Raw genomic sequence first — 19,876 nt, 5'->3', positions numbered from 1 at the left:
GGGAATATAATTAAACTACATCCTCTTTAATTTCAAAAGAGTACAAATCAGATTAAATGACTATCAGCGATAAAATCAGAATTTACGAACTTTCCAGAGACTTAAATCTGGAAAATAAGGATATATTGAATGCCGCTCAAAAACTTTCAATTTCAGTAAAAAGTCATAGCAGTTCTATTAGTGCAGAGGATGCAAAAAAAATAAGAAATCTAATTAATAAAAAAAATTCCGATAAAAAAATTCTTTCTATTAATAAACCATCATTTGAAAAAAATAACTACAAACCAAGCAAAAAGGAAGAATCTCCTTTCGAAGTCAAACCCCTAAAAGATAATTCAAACAAAAAGCCATTATTAATAAAACCTCTTAATCAGACTGATAGTCTTAAAACAAACTCAAATCAAGCTAAAAACCCGAATAAACCAAATATTATAAACAGCTCACAATCTCAAATAAATCTTACAAATCAAAATACTAAGGGAAAATCCTCACAAAACTTTAACCAAGATAAAAAACAGTCCAAAGATAATATAACTCCACCACCTATCAAAAGCCCAGCAAAACCGCCTATTCAACTAATTGCAAGGCCTAAAAATATAAATAATAATCTTAAATCTAATGAATCTCCTAGGAACATTCAAAATTCAGGAGGGAAAAGACAATTATCTGATGAACCTAATCAAAATCCCACTAAACCAAATAAAACAAACTTTATTAATAAAAAAAATACCCCTGAGCTCGTAGGAGCTCCGATAAGGAGAGAAGTTCTTAATAAGCAAAATAATAATAAACCAAACAATTCTTTTAAACAAACCCTCACTAATAAACCTGGATCTCCCAATAGACCAGGTTTACCTAATAGACCTGGATTAAAAAACAAATCATCTGATCAAGGTAGACCTGGCACATTTAATAGACAAGCCAATACAAATAGAGCTGGTACTCCTAACAGGCAAGGTTTTAATAGACCTGGATTAAGAAACAAACCATCTGATCAAGGTAGACCTGGCACATTTAATAGACAAGCCAATACAAATAGAGCTGGTACTCCTAACAGACCAAATACTAAATTCAATGGCCAAAAGCCCAACATGATAAGGAAACCAGTATCACCTAATGAGCTTTTACAACTTCAAAAAACTAATAAATTTGAGAAGGATAAACCAAGTTTAAATAACAACGAAAAACAAAATGTTGAGTCACCTAAGCAGAAGGTCAAAGCTCCGAATACTAGACCAAATACTGGCTTGGGTTCCAAAAAACCACAACATAGGACATTTTCAAATAATTCAAAAAAACCAGGAAATCGAGATTGGGATGATAGCGCAAAATTAGATGCTTTAAGAAATAAAAATCCCCAAAAACAAAGACAAAAAGTTCATATTATTGGTGAGAACGATGATTCATTAACATCTGAGACTAGTGGATACTCAGGAGAAAAAATTTCAATACTTTCGGCTAGTCTAGCTCGCCCTAAGAGAGAAAATTCTGAAGATACTAAATCTCAAAAATCCATAAAACAATTTAAGAAGAAGAAAAAAGAAACTACAAGACAAAGGCAAAAAAGAAGGGCGATGGAATTAAAGGCTGCTAAAGAAGCTAAACAAGTGAGGCCGGAAATGATAATCGTTCCTGAAGATAATTTAACAGTTCAAGAATTAGCTGATAAATTAAGTCTTGAAAGTTCTGAAATAATCAAATCTCTCTTCTTTAAAGGAATAACGGCAACAGTAACTCAATCACTTGACTTGGCAACTATCGAAACAGTAGCTGAAGAATTTGGAGTACCTGTTTTGCAAGATGATATCCAAGAGGCTGCTGAGAAAACAGTTAATATGATTGAATCTGAGGATATTGATAATTTAATAAAAAGGCCACCTGTTATTACAGTAATGGGTCATGTAGATCATGGCAAAACAAGTCTTTTAGATGCTATAAGACAATCAAGAGTAGCTTCCGGGGAGGCAGGAGGTATTACACAACATATTGGGGCTTATCAAGTTGAATTTGAACATGAATCTAAAAATAAAAAATTGACTTTTCTAGATACCCCTGGGCATGAAGCCTTTACAGCTATGAGAGCAAGGGGTACAAAAGTCACAGACGTGGCTGTTTTAGTCGTAGCTGCAGATGATGGTTGCAGACCCCAAACACTTGAAGCAATTAGTCATGCAAGAGCTGCAAAAGTACCAATTGTGGTTGCAATAAATAAAATTGATAAAGAAGGTGCATCTCCGGACAAAGTCAAGCAGGAACTATCGGAAAAAGATTTGATTGCTGAAGATTGGGGAGGTGATACTGTAATGGTTCCTGTAAGTGCAATTAAAAAACAAAATATTGATAAACTGCTCGAAATGATTTTATTAGTTTCAGAAGTTGAAGATTTGCAAGCTAACCCCAATAGAGCTGCTAAAGGAACTGTAATTGAAGCCCACCTAGATAAAGCAAAAGGTCCTGTAGCTACTTTATTAGTGCAAAACGGTACCTTAAAATCAGGAGATGTTTTGGCTGCAGGGTCAGTTCTCGGAAAAATTAGAGCAATGGTTGATGAACATGGAAATAGAATCAAAGAAGCAGGGCCGTCATACCCAGTAGAAGCTCTAGGATTCAGTGAAGTGCCAACGGCAGGTGATGAATTTGAAGTCTACCCTGATGAAAAAATTGCTAGAACTATTGTCGGAGATAGAGCTACGGATGCTCGTGCAACAAAATTAGCTCAGCAAATGGCCTCGAGGAGAGTCAGTTTATCATCTGTATCGACTCAAGCAAATGATGGGGAACTAAAAGAGTTAAACTTAATTCTCAAAGCTGATGTTCAAGGTAGCGTTGAAGCCATATTGGGATCACTGGAACAATTACCTAAAAATGAAGTTCAAGTTAGAGTTTTACTCTCTGCTCCTGGAGAAATAACAGAAACAGATATAGATCTCGCCGCTGCATCAGGGTCAGTAATTATTGGATTTAACACCTCATTGGCATCTGGAGCCAAGAAAGCAGCTGATGCAAATGATGTTGACATAAGAGAATATGAAGTAATCTATAAACTCCTAGAGGATATTCAATTAGCTATGGAAGGCCTGCTGGAACCTGATCTCGTAGAAGAGTCGTTAGGCAAAGCCGAAGTTAGAGCAATTTTCGCAGTTGGTAAGGGAGCCATAGCTGGCTGTTATATACAAACTGGTAAATTACAAAGGAATTGCTCTCTAAGAGTTTTAAGATCAGAGAAAGTAATTTTTGAAGGGGATTTAAATTCTCTTAAAAGATCTAAAGATGATGTAAAAGAGGTAAATACTGGATTTGAATGTGGAGTTGGCTGTGATAAATTCTCTTCGTGGAAAGAAGGAGACATAATCGAAGCATTTAAATTTGTTACTAAGAAAAGAACATTAACGCAATAAATAAATATTGAGCCTGTTAATCTTTATTCCTATCAAAAAATAATAAAGTAGGAAATAGTATACAAGCACAAATTTGTATGAGAAGGTTATTTAGCTGAAATTCACTCCCACTCGCAATTTTAGAAAGCATTATTAGAAGTCCCAAAAATGCAGAGCCACTAAAAGCAATCCAAAGTATTCTCCTTAATCCCTTGAAAGGGGACTGGGATTCCTTTAATAATTTCTTTTTTAATTCAGGATCTATTTTTGACATAAATTCTTTCAATTATAAAATTAAGTCTATACAAAAATATTAATTTTTATATTGCCGGTATAGCTTAGCGGTAGAGCAACTGTTTCGTAAACAGTAGGTCATTGGTTCAATTCCAATTATCGGCATTTAAAAGCAAATTTAAAGAAGTATGATTAGCAGAATTTTGAAATTAAAATCTCTTTATAAACTATTTATTTTTATCCCTCTTGTATTTTATTTTGGCAAAAGAAGTTATATCGCTTTTGATGAAGGATTTTATGCATTACAAGCTAGATGGATATTAGATAAAGGTAACTGGTCAATTCCTCTTTGGTGGGATGAATATGTCTTAGACAGAACTATAGGTATACAGTTTTTAATTGCAAAATCTCAAGAAATCTTTGGAAGAAATATGTTTTCTGCATACCTGCCTACAACAGCTGCTGCAATATTAATGCTTTTCATAACTTACAAACTACATGAAGAATTTTTTAATAAACAATATGCAATTATATCTCCACTAATTCTATCTACAACATATTTATGGTTTGACTACTCACACTTAGCCACTCAAGATATCATTTATTCATGTTTAGTAACTATTGGGGTATTTTCTTTAGTCAAAATAAAAAGAAAAGATAACAAATTCTATATTTTGCTTTTTGGTATTTGGATTGGCTTATCTTTTATGATGAAAACTTTTCTTGTATTTGTCCCTTTATTATCACTCTTGCCTTTTTTATATATTAAAAGAAATCTTATATTCAGTAAATTTTTTTGGTTTGGATTATTCATTGGATTTATTCCATTTTTATTATGGTCATTCTCTATTAACCCTTACTTAGATAAAAATATTCTTTTTTACTTAACTGAAAAGTTTTACATTCTCTCTAATAACAATACTTTTACAAATCCTTTCTATTATTATTTTTGGAATATTCCAGTAACATTCCTTCCATGGAGTTTTTTTGCAATTATTGGTACGGTATGCAACCTTTATAAAGGTAAAGAGAATAAATATTTACTAACCTTTTTTCCCTTAATATTAATAACTATTCAAAGTTTTTTTTCTACGAAGACGCCTTACTATAATCTACAAATCTCATCTATTTTGACACTCAATTCTTACATAGGGATAAAATATTTATTTAACTCTAAAAGATACAAACCAATTTTTATATTTATTACTTCAAAAATAATTCCATTACTTATACTCTCAATAACTTTCATATATTATTTTTTCTTTAAAAATATAAGTAACTTAAACTTAAAGGAAAATACATTTCTGATTCTTGGATTATTATTTTTCGGATTCTCTTGGTCATTCATAAAACATAAATTCTCATTTAAAGAAATATTAATAACTCTTTTAATAGGACCTTACTTGTTCACTTCATTTCTATTGCAATCGGGATTATTTACTGATAGATCAAGAGAGCTTAGAGAAACAATGGAATATGTATCCACTATTGATATAGTAAAAGATCAACTTATAGAGGTTGATAAAACAGGCATAGACGACTCTCTATCTCAATCAAAAATTATACAAATTTCGTTATTAACCCCTAAACTAGGTAAAGGTTTAGAAAGCATAGATCTTTTAAAAGAATCTGAATTAGCTTGGTCAACTGAATCTAAAAGAATAAAAAACAATAATAATTCTTACGAAGTCATATATGAAAATGATATTTTAAAACCCTGGAAATTAATATTAAAAAAGTAAATAATCTAGATCAATTAAATTGTCTTTTATAAACTTTATGCAGTAATGGAATCAGTAAATTCATGGAATTTAACGAATAATAAACTTCATCAATTATTCAAAAATAATAAAGAATTTATTGCGATTAAAGTTAGGGGTAATACTTGGGAGCCAATTACTAGATGGCTAAAATTAGATTCAAGAATCTTCAAAGAAACTACTAGTAAAGCAAGAATAACATTATGCGATATTGAATCTCTTGCAGAAATTTATAACTACAGATCCATTAGATGGAAAGCAAAAAAATTAACACCTTTGCCAACCAAAATAATTCCACAATCGTTAAAAAATATTTTTCGCAAACTTCCAATTGTTAAACAACTTGCTTATGAACTTGAAATAGTATTTTATAAATATAATGAAAATAATTCCAACCACTTAATTTCTATAGTAATTCCTGCAAGAAACGAAGCAGGAAATAAAGAACTTTTAATAAATGCATTAAACAAGTTTAAAAGTATACCCAACAAATTAGAAATTATATTTGTAGAGGGAAATAGTAAGGATAATACTTATCAAATACTTCAAGAATTAAAAGAAAATTTCTCAAATTTCTTCAAAATATCTCTTTTAAAACAAACTTCCAAAGGCAAGAAAAATGCTGTAGTTGAAGGATTTAATATTTCTTCAGGTGAAACTCTCGCCATAATTGATAGTGATTTTACTGTAGATATTGATGACAGTATTGCAGCTATTATGGAATCAACCAAAAATGAGAATATCTTAATTAATTGTTCCCGTACAACCTTCCCGATGGAAAAAGATGCAATGAGGTGGGCTAACTATATAGGAAACAGACTTTTCGCAATATTTTTATCAATTCTCATAAATAAGCCAGTATCGGATTCACTTTGTGGAACAAAAGTTTTTTCGAGAAAATTCTTTAAACTCATGAAACAAAATGGAAGTTGGGATTCAAAGTCTGATCCATTTGGAGACTTCACAATAATATTTGAAGCTGCAAACAATAATATCAAAATACTTAATTATCCAGTTAGATATTATGCAAGGAAAAGTGGTGCACCAAATATATCTAGATGGATCGATGGATTAAAACTTCTTAGAGTTTGCTGGATTTATATGATTTCTGATCTTTGAATTTAAGAAAATTTTCAGTTACATTTTCTACAGATTTTTAATTTCGCCAAATTAGTAATAAAGTAGTTAGATTCTAAATGAAGATAAATTCATTAGAATTTTATGTCATGAATTTTAATTTCGAGTTCAAAAAATTAAATAAAAAAGATATTCACAGAAAGAACTATGGAAAAATTCTTACTGTAAGACTTCCATGTAACCCAATATTTCCAATAGGTCCGATTTACATAGCAGACCATATTCATAAATGTTTCCCAAGTATCGAGCAGCAATTTATCGATCTAGCAATAATTCCCTCTAATAAAGTTTCCAAATATTTAATAAGAAAAATTGATCAATTTAGACCCCATATAATCATTTTTTCATGGAGAGATATACAAATTTATGCACCTGTTGATGGTAGAAGTGGAAATCCCCTACAAAACTCTTTTGAAGTTTTCTACTCAAAAAATATCCTTAAAAAAATTAGAGGTTCCTGGGGAGGATTAAAATTGATTGCATCTCATTATGGAGAAATATATAGAAATACTTCTTTAGTCAAGATGGGACTAAAAAGAGCAAAAAAATACAATAAAAATGTAAAAGTAATTTTAGGAGGTGGGGCTGTTAGTGTCTTCTATGAACAATTAGGAAATCTACTCCCAAAAGGAACTGTTATTTCAGTTGGAGAGGGAGAAAATCTCATAGAAAAAATCATTAAGGGAGATTCAATAGAAGAAGAAAGATGTTACGTTGCTGGACAAAAACCTCGGAACAAATTAATACATGAACAACCTTCAGGCACTGTTAAAACTGCTTGCAACTATAAATATATTAAATCAATATGGCCTGAATTCGATTGGTATATAGAAGGTGGCGATTATTACGTAGGGGTACAAACAAAAAGAGGTTGTCCTCATAATTGTTGTTTCTGTGTTTACACAGTTGTGGAAGGGAAGCAGGTTCGCGTTAATCCTGTTAACGAAGTAATCAAAGAAATGAAACAATTATATGATCTTGGAGTAAGGGGATTTTGGTTTACAGATGCACAGTTTATTCCAGCCAAAAAACATATTGAAGATGCAAAAACACTTTTGCAAGCAATTAAGGACCAAGGTTGGGACGATATTAATTGGGCTGCATACATTAGAGCAGATAATATTGATTCTGAGCTAGCTCAGCTTATGGTTGATACAGGTATGAGCTATTTTGAAATAGGTATCACCTCTGGATCTCAAGAACTTGTTAGAAAAATGAGATTAGCATATGACCTGGAAACTGTATTAAATAATTGCAGAATGCTAGTCAAATCAGGTTTCAAGAATCATGTTTCAGTCAATTATTCATTTAATGTTTTTGATGAAACGCCCAGCACCATAAGACAAACAATTGCTTACCATAGAGAATTAGAAAATATTTTTGGTAAAGGCTTAGTTGATCCAGCTATATTCTTTATAGGTTTGCAACCTCATACTCTTCTTGAGAAGTACGCTTTGGAGCATAAAATTTTGAAGCCAAATTACAATCCAATGAGCATGATGCCATGGACAGCGAGAAAACTTCTATGGAATCCAGGGTCACTAGGAAAGAAACTAGGTCAGGTTTGCTTAGAAGCTTTTGATAATCCAGAAGACGAATTTGGTAAAACAGTAATTGACATTCTTGAGAGGGAATATGGAAAGTCTTCCTTAAAAGAATCTCTAAAAGTCCGTCCTTTATCAGAAAGGAAATTAGCTCACTCTAAATAATAAATTCAACTTTTATTAATCCTCTTTCTCAATTGAACTAGAAATTCCTTTAGACTTTAATGATTCTGAGTAGAATTCTGCTGGCTCTAAATCACAAACAATTACTAAACCCACACCCGTATTGTGTGCTTCAAGCATTATTGCAACAGCATCTTGTTCACTTAATTGCGGAACAACTTCTCGCAGTGTAATAGTGACATACTCCATAGAATTAACTGGGTCATTATGAAGTAAAACCTTATATTTTGGAGATTTATTTTTTAATTCTGCAGGTTTCTTTTCAATCACTGCTGAATTATTATTTGCACTTTGTTCTAATTTTATAGATAGCATTACATTTATTAGAGTTTAAGTTGTACTAATAATTATATATTAATTATTCTTTCCATTGCATCAAGGACGTTTGATCGTGAGTTAAATGCTGACAAGCGAAAATAACCCTCTCCTGCTAATCCAAATCCGCTCCCAGGTGTTCCCACTACACTAACTTTTTGGAGAAGGAAATCAAAAAAGTCCCAAGATGTCATTTGATCTGGAACTTTAATCCAAATATAAGGAGCATTGTCCCCACCGTAAACTTTATACCCTGAATTCTGAAGTTTATTTTTCATAATTTTTGCATTTTCCATATAAAAATCAATTAAACCTCTCACTTGTTTTTTCCCTTCAGGAGAATAAACAGCCTCTGCACCTTTCTGAACCACGTAACTTACTCCATTGAACTTTGTAGATTGTCGCCTATTCCAAAGAGGCCATAACTCTATTTCCTTATTTGTTGAACTCAAACCTTTGAGCCCTTTAGGTATTACTGTAAAAGCACATCTAACTCCAGTGAATCCTGCATTCTTTGAAAAAGATCTAAATTCAATAGCACAATCCTTTGCCCCCTCAATCTCATATATTGAATGTGGAATATCATTATCTTGGATAAATGCTTCATAAGCTGCATCAAAAAGTATCAGAGATTTGTTTTGGAGCGCATAGTCAACCCACTTTTTCAATTCTTTTTTTGTGATAGTTGCTCCAGTCGGATTATTTGGAAAACAAAGATATAAAATATCAACTTTTTTTTCAGGTAGTTTTGGCAAAAAGTTGTTTCCCTCGTTTATTGCTAAATATGTTAACCCTTGATAAGTACCATTTTCGAGAGCTTCTCCAGTTCTACCTGTCATGACGTTACTATCTACATAAACAGGATAAACAGGATCTGTTACAGCAATTGAATTATCTTTGCCAAGAATATCTAAAATATTACTACTATCGCATTTAGAACCATCTGAAACAAAGATTTCTTCAGGTGAAATTTGACAGCCTCGAGAAATAAAATCATGCTCAGATATTTTTTCTCTCAGCCAGGAATAACCTTGTTCTGGTCCATAGCCTTTGAAACCTTCAGTAGTTCCCATTTCATTTAAAGCTTTAGCCATTGCATCTCTACATGCTTTAGGTAAAGGCTCTGTGACGTCTCCTATACCAAGCTTGATTATGTTAGAACTCTTATTTGATTGAGAATATAACTTTACCCTTTTGGCAATCTCAGGAAATAAATAACCAGCTTTGAGTTTTAAATAATTTTCGTTTACTTGAACCACTTTAGAAAAGAATTTCACCATTATTAGGATAATGTATCAACGTGCTTTAGTGGTGATTAGATGTTAATATTATTGTAGTTATGATTTCCAAGAGATAATCATGGCTATGAATTCAATTTCAAATAGTTTAAGAGTCGTCTAAAGCTTTATATATAGCAGAATCTAATTGCTATTAACTTTAATTCTAAAAGTGAATAATATCAATTTTAAACAATTGCTTTCTTAAAATATAAGAATTTAACTTTTTTCTTTAGATGATTTTTCAAAATTCAAACCATTCATAAACAAACATATGTCTCAGCAAATTATCATAGCTGAGCAGGCTCGAATTGCAGCACTACTCACAGATGATCGAGTTGATGAATTAATTGTCGCACAAGGTCAGTACCAAATTGGTGATATATTTTTAGGAACAGTAGAAAATGTTCTACCTGGGATTGATGCGGCTTTTATTGATATTGGTGAAAGTGATAAAAATGGATTTATTCATGTATCAGATCTTGGTCCATTAAGACTCAAAAAAGGAATATTAGGAATAACTGAATTACTCGATCCAAAACAAAAAGTTTTAGTACAGGTAATAAAGGAGCCCACAGGATCTAAAGGACCTAGACTCACAGGGAGTATATCAATACCTGGGAAATACATGATACTTCAGCCATATGGTCAAGGAGTAAATATTTCCAGAAAAATAAATACCGAAACGGAAAGAAACCGTTTAAAAGCGCTTGGGGTTTTAATAAAACCACCTTGTACGGGTTTACTATTTAGAACTGAGGCAGAACAAATAAAAGAAGAACTACTTATTGAAGATTTAGAAAATTTAATTCAACAATGGGAGGATATTTTAAAAGTTTCTGAGACTCATAATCCACCTTATTTAATAAAAAGAGATGATGATTTCTCTCTCAAAATTTTGAGAGATCATATTAAATCATCAACTAAAAACGTAATTATTGATAGTAGAATTTCAGTAGAAAAAGCAAAAGATTTCCTAATTGATTATGAATCTAATTTAAATATTGAATTTCACGATAACGATTTAAGCCAACATATTTTAGAAAAATACGACATAAAGAAAACAATTCAGAAAGCTCTTCAACCGAGAGTAGATCTTCCTTCAGGAGGTTATATAATTATTGAACCAACTGAAGCTCTAACAGTAATTGATGTTAACTCTGGATCATTTACCAGATCAGCCAACTCACGACAAACAGTTTTGTGGACGAATTGCGAAGCAGCGGTTGAAATCTCAAGACAAATAAAATTAAGAAATATTGGTGGGGTAATAGTAGTAGATTTTATTGATATGGAATCTAGAAGAGATCAATTCCAGTTACTTGAACATTTTACCTCAGCAATAAAAGATGACTCTGCTAGACCTCAGATAGCTCAGCTCACTGAACTAGGTTTAGTTGAGTTAACCAGAAAAAGACAAGGGCAAAATATATATGAATTATTTGGTAAAAAATGTTCTTCATGCAATGGTACAGGGCATGTAGAAAATAAATTGAACTTTGAAATTTCTAATCCACAAATTAAAAATGTTGAAGATAAAACAAATAAATCAAACATTAAAAAAACTGCAGATATAGATACTACTCAATCAACTGAAAAAGAAGAAAAAATAACTGAAAAGGAATTAGTAAACCCCAAGAACCTCAATAGGGAAGATTCCTCTTACAAAAAAGAAATTAATAATGATGATTCGAATACATTAAAATCTAATGAAAAAAATATAATAACTGTTGATCTTACTAATGACGAAAAAATTGTTTTCAGTCAATTAGGTATTAATCCATTAATAAAATTAGGTAAGGAATATCTTACTAGCAATAATTTTGTAACTTTAAAGAATAGCGATATTGAAAAAGAAAAAACTTTAAGTAATAAAAAAACCACTAAAAAAACTAAAAAAATTACAGGATCTAAAGACGCAGAAGTGTTGAAGGTTAATATTGAAGTAGATGCTAATTACCAGGATAAATCAACAAAAAATTCCGATGAAAACAAACAAGTTGAGTTTTTAGAAAAAGAGGGCGAAATTGAATTTGCAGATGAGATAAACAATGCCAGAAAAAAAAGAAGAAGATCTTCCGCAAATATTGAATAGAGCATACGAAGCTGGAGTAGATGAAGTTGGAAAAGGAGCAGTTTTTGGTCCAGTATTTTCAGCAGTTGTAGTATTAAATCAAGTAAATAAAGTCACCTTAAAAGAATTTGGAGTAATAGATAGTAAAAAATTAACTCCAAAAAAAAGACACTTACTTTTGCCAAAGATTTTATTGCTTGCTTCAGATTATGGAATTGGGCAATCATCAGTCAGAGAGATTGAAAAGCTTGGGATTAGAATGGCAACGGAAATTTCAATGATAAGAGCTTTAAAGAAATTAAAAGAAAAACCATCTGAACTGATAATTGATGGTCCTTTATTGTTAAGACCCTGGAATGGCATTCAGAAAAATATAGTTTCGGGAGACTCCAAATTTACATCAATCGCCTCAGCAAGCATAGTTGCGAAAGTATTTAGAGACAATCTAATGGAAAGGTTAGAAAAAAAATACCCAGGTTACTTGATATTTAAAAATAAAGGTTATGGTACTCTCCAGCATCTTTCACTTATCAAAAAAAATGGAATAACTAATCTACATAGAAAAAGTTTTCTAGAAAAATCAAATCTTATTTGATTCGCACCATTCTAAAAAATCTTTAACTAATTGTTGTTGTACTCTTGACTTTATACCTAACAAAATCCCATTTAATACAGAATGGCCGGTAGATTCCAAAATTTTCTTGGGTATCAGTTTCAATAAAGGGGGTTGACTTACAGATACCCCTAGAAGCGCCTCTCCTTCTAATCCAATATCAGTTGCTTCCAAATTTGCTTTCAAAACAAGATTAAAATCATCTACTATCCCCAAACCATCCAATGTACTTTCAAGAGCACTCATTCTTAAAATTCCATCATTATTCTCTACCGCAATTGAGACAACTGGATTAATATCTAGTTGAAAGACCTTAAAACTTGTTACTGTATACTTATATCTACCTTTTCCTTCGGGCACTAATTTTTTGGAGTCCAGCATTGCTCCAACTACTCTTTCTTCTTCCAAAAGATATTTAGAAAGATATTCTTTATTTCGCGTTACAGAAAGCTTTAATTTCTGTTTAGCATCAAAAGACAATAACATTTTCTATACCTCTCCAATGCTTATTTGATCTCTTTTTTTCTTACGATTAATCATGCGCAAACAAGTTGCATATTTAGGTCCTAAAGGGACATACGCAGAAAAAGCAGCTCATATATTATCAAAGCTTGCCAATTTTCAGACACCTATATTTGTACCATGTAATGGGTTACATTCGGTCATTAAATCGATAGCCTACAAAAATTGTGATGCTGCTGTCGTCCCCATTGAAAATTCTGTAGAGGGCGGAGTGACATCCACTTTAGATGCTCTTTGGAAATTTCCTGAAATATTTATCAATAAAGCAATTGTTTTACCCATAAAACATGCATTAATTAGTGAAGGAGAACTTTCAAGCATATCTGAAGTATTATCTCATCCTCAAGCATTAGCTCAATGTTCAGAATGGCTATCTGTAAATCTTCCAGCTGCAATCCCTCTTCCAACGAATTCAACATCAGAAGCAGTCAATATGGTAAAGGGGAGTAAGTTTAGGGCGGCTATTGGTTCAAAATCATTAATTCAAATTGAAGGACTTAAAGAATTAGCATTTCCTATTAATGATGTTCCAGGCAATTGTACTAGATTTGTGTTATTGAGCAAAGAGTCTAATTATAATTCAGCTAATATTGTCAGTTTTGCTTTCTCATTAATTTCAAATAAACCAGGTGCTTTACTTAAAGCCATAAAATCTATTGCAGATTATGGATTTAATATGAGTAAAATTGAGTCTAGACCTTCAAAAAGAGAATTAGGAGAATATATCATTTATATTGATTTAGAAATAAATAATCAAAACAATATTGAAAATTTTATTGAACTAAAAAATCAACTTAAACCCTTATGTAACAACTTTGTAGATTTTGGACATTATTCATCTGAAAATATTGCGTTAGATTAATTTATCCCCTGCATTTGTAAACTCCAAATTCCATTAAGCCTTTTCTAAATGCCCAATTCATTAGAAGTATTGTTGGGATCTCTCTAATTGACTTTACTATCGCTAAAGGGCCAAGAGACAAAATCACAAAAGGTCTTCGAAAACCTTCAATAATAGAGTCGTACCAAGAGGGATTTGTATAAATATTCCAATTGCCATCAATAACTTTTCCTGCACTATTTTTATTAGTTCTAAGAATATAACTGAATTCATTAATACTAATAAATTGAGGATGTACCCATTGTTCAAGTAATTGTTTAAGAACCAATTTTTCAAAAAAAGATGGCGGGTGTTTCCTGAGATCTCTTGAGTTCCAATCAGCCAATGCCAAATATCCTCCTGGCCTCAAAGTTCTCAACAGTTCATCCGCAAACTTGTTCTTATCATTCATATGTGCACCAGCCTCAACACTCCACACTCCATCAAATGAACCATCCTCAAATTTTAAATCCAATGCATCCATTACTTGAAAATTGCAATTTAGTCCAGATGGAGTAAGCTCTCTGGCTCTTTTTACTTGAGCAGGACTAATTGTAACCCCAGTTACATTAAACCCATAATATTTAGCAAGAATCCTAGAACTCCCCCCAATTCCACAACCAACATCAAGTATTCTTGACCCTTTAGGTAATTTATCTAAACCACTCCACTCAACTAATTTATGAACAAATTGAACTTTAGCCTCTCTAAAATCAATATTTTTTTTTCCTGAGGTATAAAAGCCTAAATGTATATGCTCTCCCCACAATCTCTCAAGTAATTTATCCTGTGTCCAAGAATCATATGCTGATGCTACAGTGCCAGAAGAAATATATTTTCTGGCATTAAGCCTCCAAATAGTAAATAAAGATAATAAAAAAGAAAAAATTATAAAAAGAGGTAATACGAACTCAATCATTTTAATTTTCTTTTGTATCAGGAAAACTTTCTTTCAAGGCTGTTCTTGCCGCAAGTTGTTTCCTTGTGTGATCAAGCATTTCATACTCTCTTTGCAAACGAGTATGAGTATTTCTTTCTTCTAGAAGTCTTTGTTGTTCCTCAGCAACGGGGCCTCCCAAATGAGCTCCTATCCAAAAAGATAATTCCATAGGGTTGTCAGGTAATTTATCTGGAAGACTTTTCTTGGTATTTGTTAATTTACTTGTTAGATTAATTACATCGTTGAGTGCCTCTGTAACTAAATCTTTTAGAGAATCTAATTTTTGAAGATTTTCAATATTTTCATCATTAATCCAACTTACCATAGCTGAACAAAATGGAGTTGAACGAATGATTTCTAAAACTTGAAATCTTTGTTGTCCGAGAGTGATAATATTACTTCTTCCGTCTTCAGCAGTTTGATGTTTTATTATTTGGGCACAGCATCCTACGTTAGCCATAGTTTTAGAAGTTGGATCCCACTTTATAACTCCAAACATAGAATCAGTTTCCAAAACAGATTGAAGCATGATTCTATATCTTGATTCAAAAATATGTAAAGGCAATACTTCTTGAGGAAAAAGAACTACCTCTGGCAAAGGAAATAAAGGCAATTCCCTTACTGAGAGCTCTCCCATTTAAACCTCATCTATATCTATTTATATTAATCAATTTAAGTTATTTTCGGGATTTCTTAAAGTTTAACTTCTATATCTACACCACTAGGAAGATCCAACTTCATTAATGCATCAATAGTCTTTGCAGAGGGGCTATAGATATCTATAATTCTCCTGTGAGTTCTTGTTTCAAAATGTTCTCTGGAATCTTTATCAACATGTGGTGATCTTAGAACACAATAAATTTTCCTTTTTGTGGGTAAAGGTATTGGTCCAATTGCAGAGGCAGCTGTGGTATCAGCAGTCTGGATTATTTTATCACAAGACAAATCCAGCATTCTTCTATCGAAAGCTTTTAGTCTTATTCTTATTTTTTGTTGTGCGATTGATGCAGTCATAATTTCAAATTAATTACTGATGGAGGGTCATTGAACAGCAATGACCCTGATCAATATATTTATATTAAGCGACTGGGGTTAAATTCTTAAAATTCAAAATATTATTTGAGAATCTTAGATACAACTCCAGCACCAATAGTTCGTCCACCTTCGCGGATTGCGAATCGCATACCTTGTTCGATAGCTACTGGACAAATTAATTCTCCAGTCATTTTGATTCTGTCGCCAGGCATAACCATTTCAACATTAGAGCCATCATCCGAGGTGAAAGCTGTAATTTGACCAGTCACATCAGTTGTTCTGATATAAAATTGAGGTCTATAACCAGCGAAGAAAGGCGTATGTCTACCTCCCTCTTCTTTTTTGAGGACATAAACTTCTCCTTCAAACTGAGTATGAGGTGTAATAGACCCTTTCTTAACAAGCACCATTCCTCTCTCGATATCTTCTTTCTGAACACCACGTAACAGTAGTCCAACATTATCACCAGCCATTCCTTCATCAAGAAGTTTGCGGAACATTTCAACTCCAGTAACAGTAGTTAATCTGGTATCTCTTATTCCAACAATTTCAACTTCTTCTCCAACCTTAACTTTACCTCTCTCAATTCTTCCTGTAGCTACTGTTCCTCTACCAGTGATTGAGAAAACGTCTTCAACAGCCATCAAGAATGGTTTGTCAACTTCTCTCTCTGGTTCAGGAATGCTAGCATCAACTGCTTTCATTAATTCTTCGATTTTTGATTCCCAAGTAGAATCACCTTCAAGAGCTTTTAAACCTGAAACTTGAACAATAGGTATATCGTCTCCAGGGAAGTCGTAACTATCTAAAAGTTCTCTTATTTCCATTTCGACGAGTTCAATAATTTCTTCATCGTCGACCATATCGCACTTGTTGAGAGCAACTACTAGAGCAGGAACTCCAACCTGTTTAGCCAGAAGAATATGCTCTTTAGTTTGCGCCATCGGACCATCTGTCGCGGCACAAACTAAAATAGCTCCGTCCATTTGGGCAGCTCCTGTAATCATGTTTTTTACATAATCAGCATGACCAGGGCAATCGACATGAGCGTAATGTCTGCCTTCAGTTTCATATTCGACGTGAGCAGTATTAATAGTGATGCCACGCTCTCTTTCTTCAGGAGCACCATCAATGTCTCCATAGTCTTGAGCTTGAGCTTGACCTTTTTTTGCTAATACATTTGTAATAGCAGCAGTTAGTGTTGTTTTTCCATGATCAACGTGGCCAATAGTACCAATGTTGACATGTGGTTTGTTCCTTTCGAACTTCTCGCGAGCCATTTTGAATTAAAGAATCGAGGGTTTAAGAGTGTTTTGGTTTAGAGATCAGGAGTTGCCCTGATTCTTGGAAATGATAGCTTCAGCAACATTACGTGGAACTTCCTCATAATTTGCGAACTCCATTGAAAATATACCCCGACCTTGTGTCATTGATCGGAGTTGTGTTGCATAACCGAACATTTCGGCTAAGGGCACTTTGGCCTGTACCTTAGACAATCCATCGTCAACAGATTGCCCTTCAACTTGACCTCTTCTAGAGGAGAGATCACCAATTACAGATCCAAGAAAATCGTCAGGACTTTCGACCTCAACTTTCATCATAGGCTCTAACAGGACAGGATTGCATTTTTTAACCCCATCTTTAAAAGCCATGGAACCTGCAATTTTAAAGGCCATTTCAGATGAGTCTACATCGTGGAATGAACCATCGACTAGTGTTACTTTTACATCAATGAGGGGATAACCGGCAAGAACACCAGATTCACAGGTTTCTTTCATACCATTTGACGCAGGACCTATATACTCTTTAGGTACAGCACCGCCAACAATTTTGTTGACAAATTCAAAACCTTTACCAACTTCAGCAGGTTCCATTTCAATTATTACATGCCCATATTGACCTTTTCCTCCAGTTTGTCTTGCATATTTACCTTCACCAGTAGAACTAGACCTGATGGTCTCTCTATAAGAAACCTGAGGAGCGCCAATATTGGCTTCAACTTTAAATTCTCTTAACATTCTGTCAACAAGAATCTCTAGATGCAACTCACCCATACCCGCAATTACAGTTTGATTAGTTTCCGGATCAGTACTTACCCTGAAAGTTGGATCTTCCTCAGACAAAGCCGTTAAAGCTTTTGACAATTTTTCCATATCCCCCTTAGTTTTGGGCTCAACTGCTACAGAAATAACTGGTTCTGGAATAAATAAAGTCTCTAATACTATGGGATCTTCTGTATTACATAAAGTATCACCAGTAGTAGTATTTTTAAGACCTAATACAGCACCTAAATCTCCAGCCCTCAATTCATCAACTTCCTCTCTTTCATCAGCTTTTAAAATTACTAATCTCGAAATTCTCTCTTTTGCATCTTTAGTAGAATTCATAACGTAGCTACCCTTTGAGAGGACACCTGAATACATTCTTACAAAAGTTAATTTTCCATAAGGATCAGACATTACTTTGAAAGCTAATGCACTGAAAGGAGCATTATCATCCGAAGGCCTGACATCTTCTTTTCCGCTTGGCAAAACACCTTGTATTGGTTTTACATCAACTGGAGCTGGCAAGTAGTCAACTACTGCGTCTAAAACAAGTTGTACTCCTTTATTCTTGAAAGCTGAGCCACACAATACTGGAACCATTCCATGTTTTAAAACTCCTTCTCTGATTCCTTTTTTAAGTTGTTCTTCGGATAATTCGCCTGTTTCTAAGAATATTTCTATCAACTCTTCATCATTTTCTGCAACACTCTCCATTAACTTGAGTCTCCATTCATCTGCTTGTTCCTTCATTTCAGGAGGGATTGATGCTTCTTCAATGTCTGTACCTAAGTCATTTTTATAGAGATATGCTTTGTTGGCAACTAAATCAATAATTCCTGTGAGATCTCCTTCAGCTCCAATAGGTAACTGAATTGGGAGAGCATTTGCTTTAAGTCGATCTTTAATTTGCTTATTAACCTTCAAGAAATCTGCTCCAGTTCTATCCATTTTGTTAACAAAAACCATCCTAGGGACGGAATATCTATCTGCTTGACGCCAAACTGTTTCAGATTGAGGCTGAACTCCACCAACTGCGCAAAATACAGCTATTACACCATCCAAAACTCTCATTGATCTTTCCACTTCAATAGTAAAGTCAACGTGTCCAGGTGTATCAATAATATTAATTCTGTGATCTTGCCAACTAGTAGAAATTGCAGCAGCAGTGATAGTTATCCCTCTTTCTCTTTCTTGATCCATCCAATCTGTTACAGCAGCACCATCATGTACCTCACCTATCTTGTGAACTACACCTGAGTAGAACAAGATTCTTTCAGTAGTTGTTGTCTTCCCTGCGTCAATATGAGCGGCTATACCTATGTTCCTTACTCGTTCTAGGGGAAAGTCGCGTGCCAATTTTAAAACTCCAAATAAAATAATTGAAAATAATTATAGTTCACCTGATAAGCAAACTTTTATAATGATAAACTACTTAAGTACCTTTTTGATGAAATTAATATCTGTAATGTGCAAAAGCTTTATTTGCTTCAGCCATTTTATGAGTATCTTCTCTTTTTTTAACTGAGCTACCAGTTTCATTTGCTGCATCCATCAACTCACCCGCAAGTTTTTGGGACATGCTTTTGCCATTTCTAGCTCGAGAGAATGTTACAAGCCATCTCAATGCCATAGCGGTACCCCTTTCTTGGCGCACTTCCATTGGGACTTGATAAGTAGCACCACCAACTCTCCTAGCTCTTACTTCGACTAAAGGAGTTGCATTTTTTACAGCTGTTTCAAACAACTCGACTGCATTACCTCCAGTTCTTTCACTAATTAGAGAAAAAGCATCAGACAATATTCTTTGAGCTGTAGATTTTTTGCCATGTTTCATCAATCTAGATATCATCATTGAAGCTAGACGACTATTAAATTGAGGATCAGGGAGAACTGGTCTTTTTACTGCTGCATTACGACGTGACATTTTTAAAAAAAGTACT

General features: G+C 33.3%; 17 protein-coding genes and 1 tRNA gene. 8 read left to right on the top strand and 10 right to left on the bottom strand.

All coding sequences use genetic code 11. The annotated features are described in order from the left end of the window. The first annotated feature begins 56 nt into the window (after positions 1-56). Positions 57-3,398 carry a translation initiation factor IF-2 gene (gene infB, locus JJ847_03565; GenBank protein ID MBO6959960.1) on the top strand — a complete coding sequence of 1,114 codons (3,342 nt, stop codon included), beginning with the start codon at positions 57-59 and terminating at the stop codon, positions 3,396-3,398. Positions 3,399-3,414: 16 nt separating this feature from the next. On the opposite strand, the gene JJ847_03560 is transcribed toward infB, so the two are convergent. Further along, the gene (locus tag JJ847_03560) at positions 3,415-3,651 is read right to left on the bottom strand and encodes a DUF3493 domain-containing protein (GenBank protein ID MBO6959959.1); all 237 of its coding nucleotides are present in this window, start codon (positions 3,649-3,651) and stop codon (positions 3,415-3,417) included. A gap of 53 nt (positions 3,652-3,704) precedes the next feature. Here JJ847_03560 and JJ847_03555 point away from each other — a divergent pair. From JJ847_03555 to JJ847_03540, 4 genes are all read left to right on the top strand, one after another. Continuing rightward, positions 3,705-3,776 (top strand) — tRNA-Thr (locus JJ847_03555). Between the two features lie 23 nt (positions 3,777-3,799). Continuing rightward, positions 3,800-5,353, top strand: coding sequence for a glycosyltransferase family 39 protein (locus JJ847_03550; protein MBO6959958.1), 1,554 nt, complete (start codon positions 3,800-3,802; stop codon positions 5,351-5,353). Positions 5,354-5,398: 45 nt separating this feature from the next. Beyond that, entirely contained in the window at positions 5,399-6,490 is a 1,092-nt protein-coding gene (locus JJ847_03545; protein MBO6959957.1) for a glycosyltransferase family 2 protein, read from the top strand. 107 nt (positions 6,491-6,597) lie between these two features. Then, the gene (locus JJ847_03540; GenBank protein ID MBO6959956.1) at positions 6,598-8,217 is read left to right on the top strand and encodes a B12-binding domain-containing radical SAM protein; all 1,620 of its coding nucleotides are present in this window, start codon (positions 6,598-6,600) and stop codon (positions 8,215-8,217) included. 15 nt (positions 8,218-8,232) lie between these two features. Here the strand turns inward: JJ847_03540 and clpS are convergent, their stop codons facing one another. Further along, positions 8,233-8,550 (bottom strand): ATP-dependent Clp protease adapter ClpS, encoded by a 318-nt coding sequence (gene clpS / locus JJ847_03535; protein MBO6959955.1) that lies wholly within the window; start codon positions 8,548-8,550, stop codon positions 8,233-8,235. A 32-nt stretch (positions 8,551-8,582) separates the two neighbouring features. Next, positions 8,583-9,809: an LL-diaminopimelate aminotransferase gene (locus tag JJ847_03530; protein MBO6959954.1), complete on the bottom strand. Its 1,227-nt coding sequence runs from the start codon at positions 9,807-9,809 to the stop codon at positions 8,583-8,585. A gap of 292 nt (positions 9,810-10,101) precedes the next feature. Between JJ847_03530 and JJ847_03525 the strand changes: the two genes are divergently transcribed. Together JJ847_03525 and JJ847_03520 are read left to right on the top strand one after the other, a co-directional pair. Next, positions 10,102-11,922, top strand: a complete 1,821-nt coding sequence (locus tag JJ847_03525; GenBank protein ID MBO6959953.1) for an Rne/Rng family ribonuclease — start codon at positions 10,102-10,104, stop codon at positions 11,920-11,922. Then, a complete protein-coding gene (locus tag JJ847_03520; protein ID MBO6959952.1) occupies positions 11,879-12,496 on the top strand; it encodes a ribonuclease HII in 618 nt (205 codons plus the stop codon). The genes JJ847_03525 and JJ847_03520 overlap by 44 nt, the downstream gene beginning before the upstream one ends. Here the strand turns inward: JJ847_03520 and JJ847_03515 are convergent. Further along, a complete protein-coding gene (locus JJ847_03515) occupies positions 12,482-13,000 on the bottom strand; it encodes a DUF1997 domain-containing protein (protein MBO6959951.1) in 519 nt (172 codons plus the stop codon). The two genes, JJ847_03520 and JJ847_03515, sit on opposite strands and share 15 nt — an antisense overlap. 52 nt (positions 13,001-13,052) lie before the next feature. On the opposite strand from JJ847_03515, the gene pheA reads away from it, so the two are divergent. Then, positions 13,053-13,898 (top strand): prephenate dehydratase, encoded by an 846-nt coding sequence (gene pheA, locus JJ847_03510; protein ID MBO6959950.1) that lies wholly within the window; start codon positions 13,053-13,055, stop codon positions 13,896-13,898. A 1-nt stretch (position 13,899) separates the two neighbouring features. On the opposite strand, the gene JJ847_03505 is transcribed toward pheA, so the two are convergent. The 6 genes from JJ847_03505 to rpsG all read right to left on the bottom strand — a co-directional run bounded on the left by JJ847_03505 (position 13,900) and on the right by rpsG (position 19,860). Continuing rightward, the gene (locus JJ847_03505; protein ID MBO6959949.1) at positions 13,900-14,835 is read right to left on the bottom strand and encodes a methyltransferase domain-containing protein; all 936 of its coding nucleotides are present in this window, start codon (positions 14,833-14,835) and stop codon (positions 13,900-13,902) included. Between the two features lies 1 nt (position 14,836). Then, on the bottom strand, positions 14,837-15,493 hold the full coding sequence (locus JJ847_03500) for an LON peptidase substrate-binding domain-containing protein (protein MBO6959948.1): 657 nt from the start codon (positions 15,491-15,493) through the stop codon (positions 14,837-14,839). 56 nt (positions 15,494-15,549) lie between these two features. Further along, positions 15,550-15,870 (bottom strand): 30S ribosomal protein S10, encoded by a 321-nt coding sequence (gene rpsJ / locus JJ847_03495; protein MBO6959947.1) that lies wholly within the window; start codon positions 15,868-15,870, stop codon positions 15,550-15,552. Positions 15,871-15,971: 101 nt separating this feature from the next. After that, entirely contained in the window at positions 15,972-17,171 is a 1,200-nt protein-coding gene (tuf, locus tag JJ847_03490; protein ID MBO6959946.1) for an elongation factor Tu, read from the bottom strand. 45 nt (positions 17,172-17,216) lie between these two features. After that, the gene (fusA, locus tag JJ847_03485) at positions 17,217-19,292 is read right to left on the bottom strand and encodes an elongation factor G (protein ID MBO6959945.1); all 2,076 of its coding nucleotides are present in this window, start codon (positions 19,290-19,292) and stop codon (positions 17,217-17,219) included. Between the two features lie 97 nt (positions 19,293-19,389). Then, a complete protein-coding gene (rpsG, locus tag JJ847_03480) occupies positions 19,390-19,860 on the bottom strand; it encodes a 30S ribosomal protein S7 (protein MBO6959944.1) in 471 nt (156 codons plus the stop codon). Positions 19,861-19,876 lie beyond the last annotated feature (16 nt).

Source organism: Prochlorococcus marinus CUG1438, from assembly GCA_017644325.1.
In the GTDB taxonomy this organism is placed as follows: Bacteria; Cyanobacteriota; Cyanobacteriia; order PCC-6307; family Cyanobiaceae; genus Prochlorococcus_A; species Prochlorococcus_A marinus_AA.
The sequence above is the reverse complement of the archived record's forward strand: the minus strand, read 5'-3'. Positions and strand labels throughout refer to the sequence as shown.

Excerpts from the sequence above, each read along its gene's own strand:
- JJ847_03545 (MBO6959957.1), top strand. The coding sequence starts at position 5,399 with ATGGAATCAGTAAATTCATGGAATTTAACGAATAATAAACTTCATCAA.
- infB (MBO6959960.1), top strand. The coding sequence starts at position 57 with ATGACTATCAGCGATAAAATCAGAATTTACGAACTTTCCAGAGACTTA.
- JJ847_03515 (MBO6959951.1), bottom strand. The coding sequence starts at position 13,000 with ATGTTATTGTCTTTTGATGCTAAACAGAAATTAAAGCTTTCTGTAACG.
- clpS (MBO6959955.1), bottom strand. The coding sequence starts at position 8,550 with ATGCTATCTATAAAATTAGAACAAAGTGCAAATAATAATTCAGCAGTG.
- JJ847_03540 (MBO6959956.1), top strand. The coding sequence starts at position 6,598 with ATGAATTTTAATTTCGAGTTCAAAAAATTAAATAAAAAAGATATTCAC.
- JJ847_03505 (MBO6959949.1), bottom strand. The coding sequence starts at position 14,835 with ATGATTGAGTTCGTATTACCTCTTTTTATAATTTTTTCTTTTTTATTA.
- tuf (MBO6959946.1), bottom strand. The coding sequence starts at position 17,171 with ATGGCTCGCGAGAAGTTCGAAAGGAACAAACCACATGTCAACATTGGT.
- pheA (MBO6959950.1), top strand. The coding sequence starts at position 13,053 with ATGCGCAAACAAGTTGCATATTTAGGTCCTAAAGGGACATACGCAGAA.
- rpsJ (MBO6959947.1), bottom strand. The coding sequence starts at position 15,870 with ATGACTGCATCAATCGCACAACAAAAAATAAGAATAAGACTAAAAGCT.
- JJ847_03560 (MBO6959959.1), bottom strand. The coding sequence starts at position 3,651 with ATGTCAAAAATAGATCCTGAATTAAAAAAGAAATTATTAAAGGAATCC.
- rpsG (MBO6959944.1), bottom strand. The coding sequence starts at position 19,860 with ATGTCACGTCGTAATGCAGCAGTAAAAAGACCAGTTCTCCCTGATCCT.
- JJ847_03500 (MBO6959948.1), bottom strand. The coding sequence starts at position 15,493 with ATGGGAGAGCTCTCAGTAAGGGAATTGCCTTTATTTCCTTTGCCAGAG.
- JJ847_03525 (MBO6959953.1), top strand. The coding sequence starts at position 10,102 with ATGTCTCAGCAAATTATCATAGCTGAGCAGGCTCGAATTGCAGCACTA.
- JJ847_03520 (MBO6959952.1), top strand. The coding sequence starts at position 11,879 with ATGCCAGAAAAAAAAGAAGAAGATCTTCCGCAAATATTGAATAGAGCA.
- JJ847_03550 (MBO6959958.1), top strand. The coding sequence starts at position 3,800 with ATGATTAGCAGAATTTTGAAATTAAAATCTCTTTATAAACTATTTATT.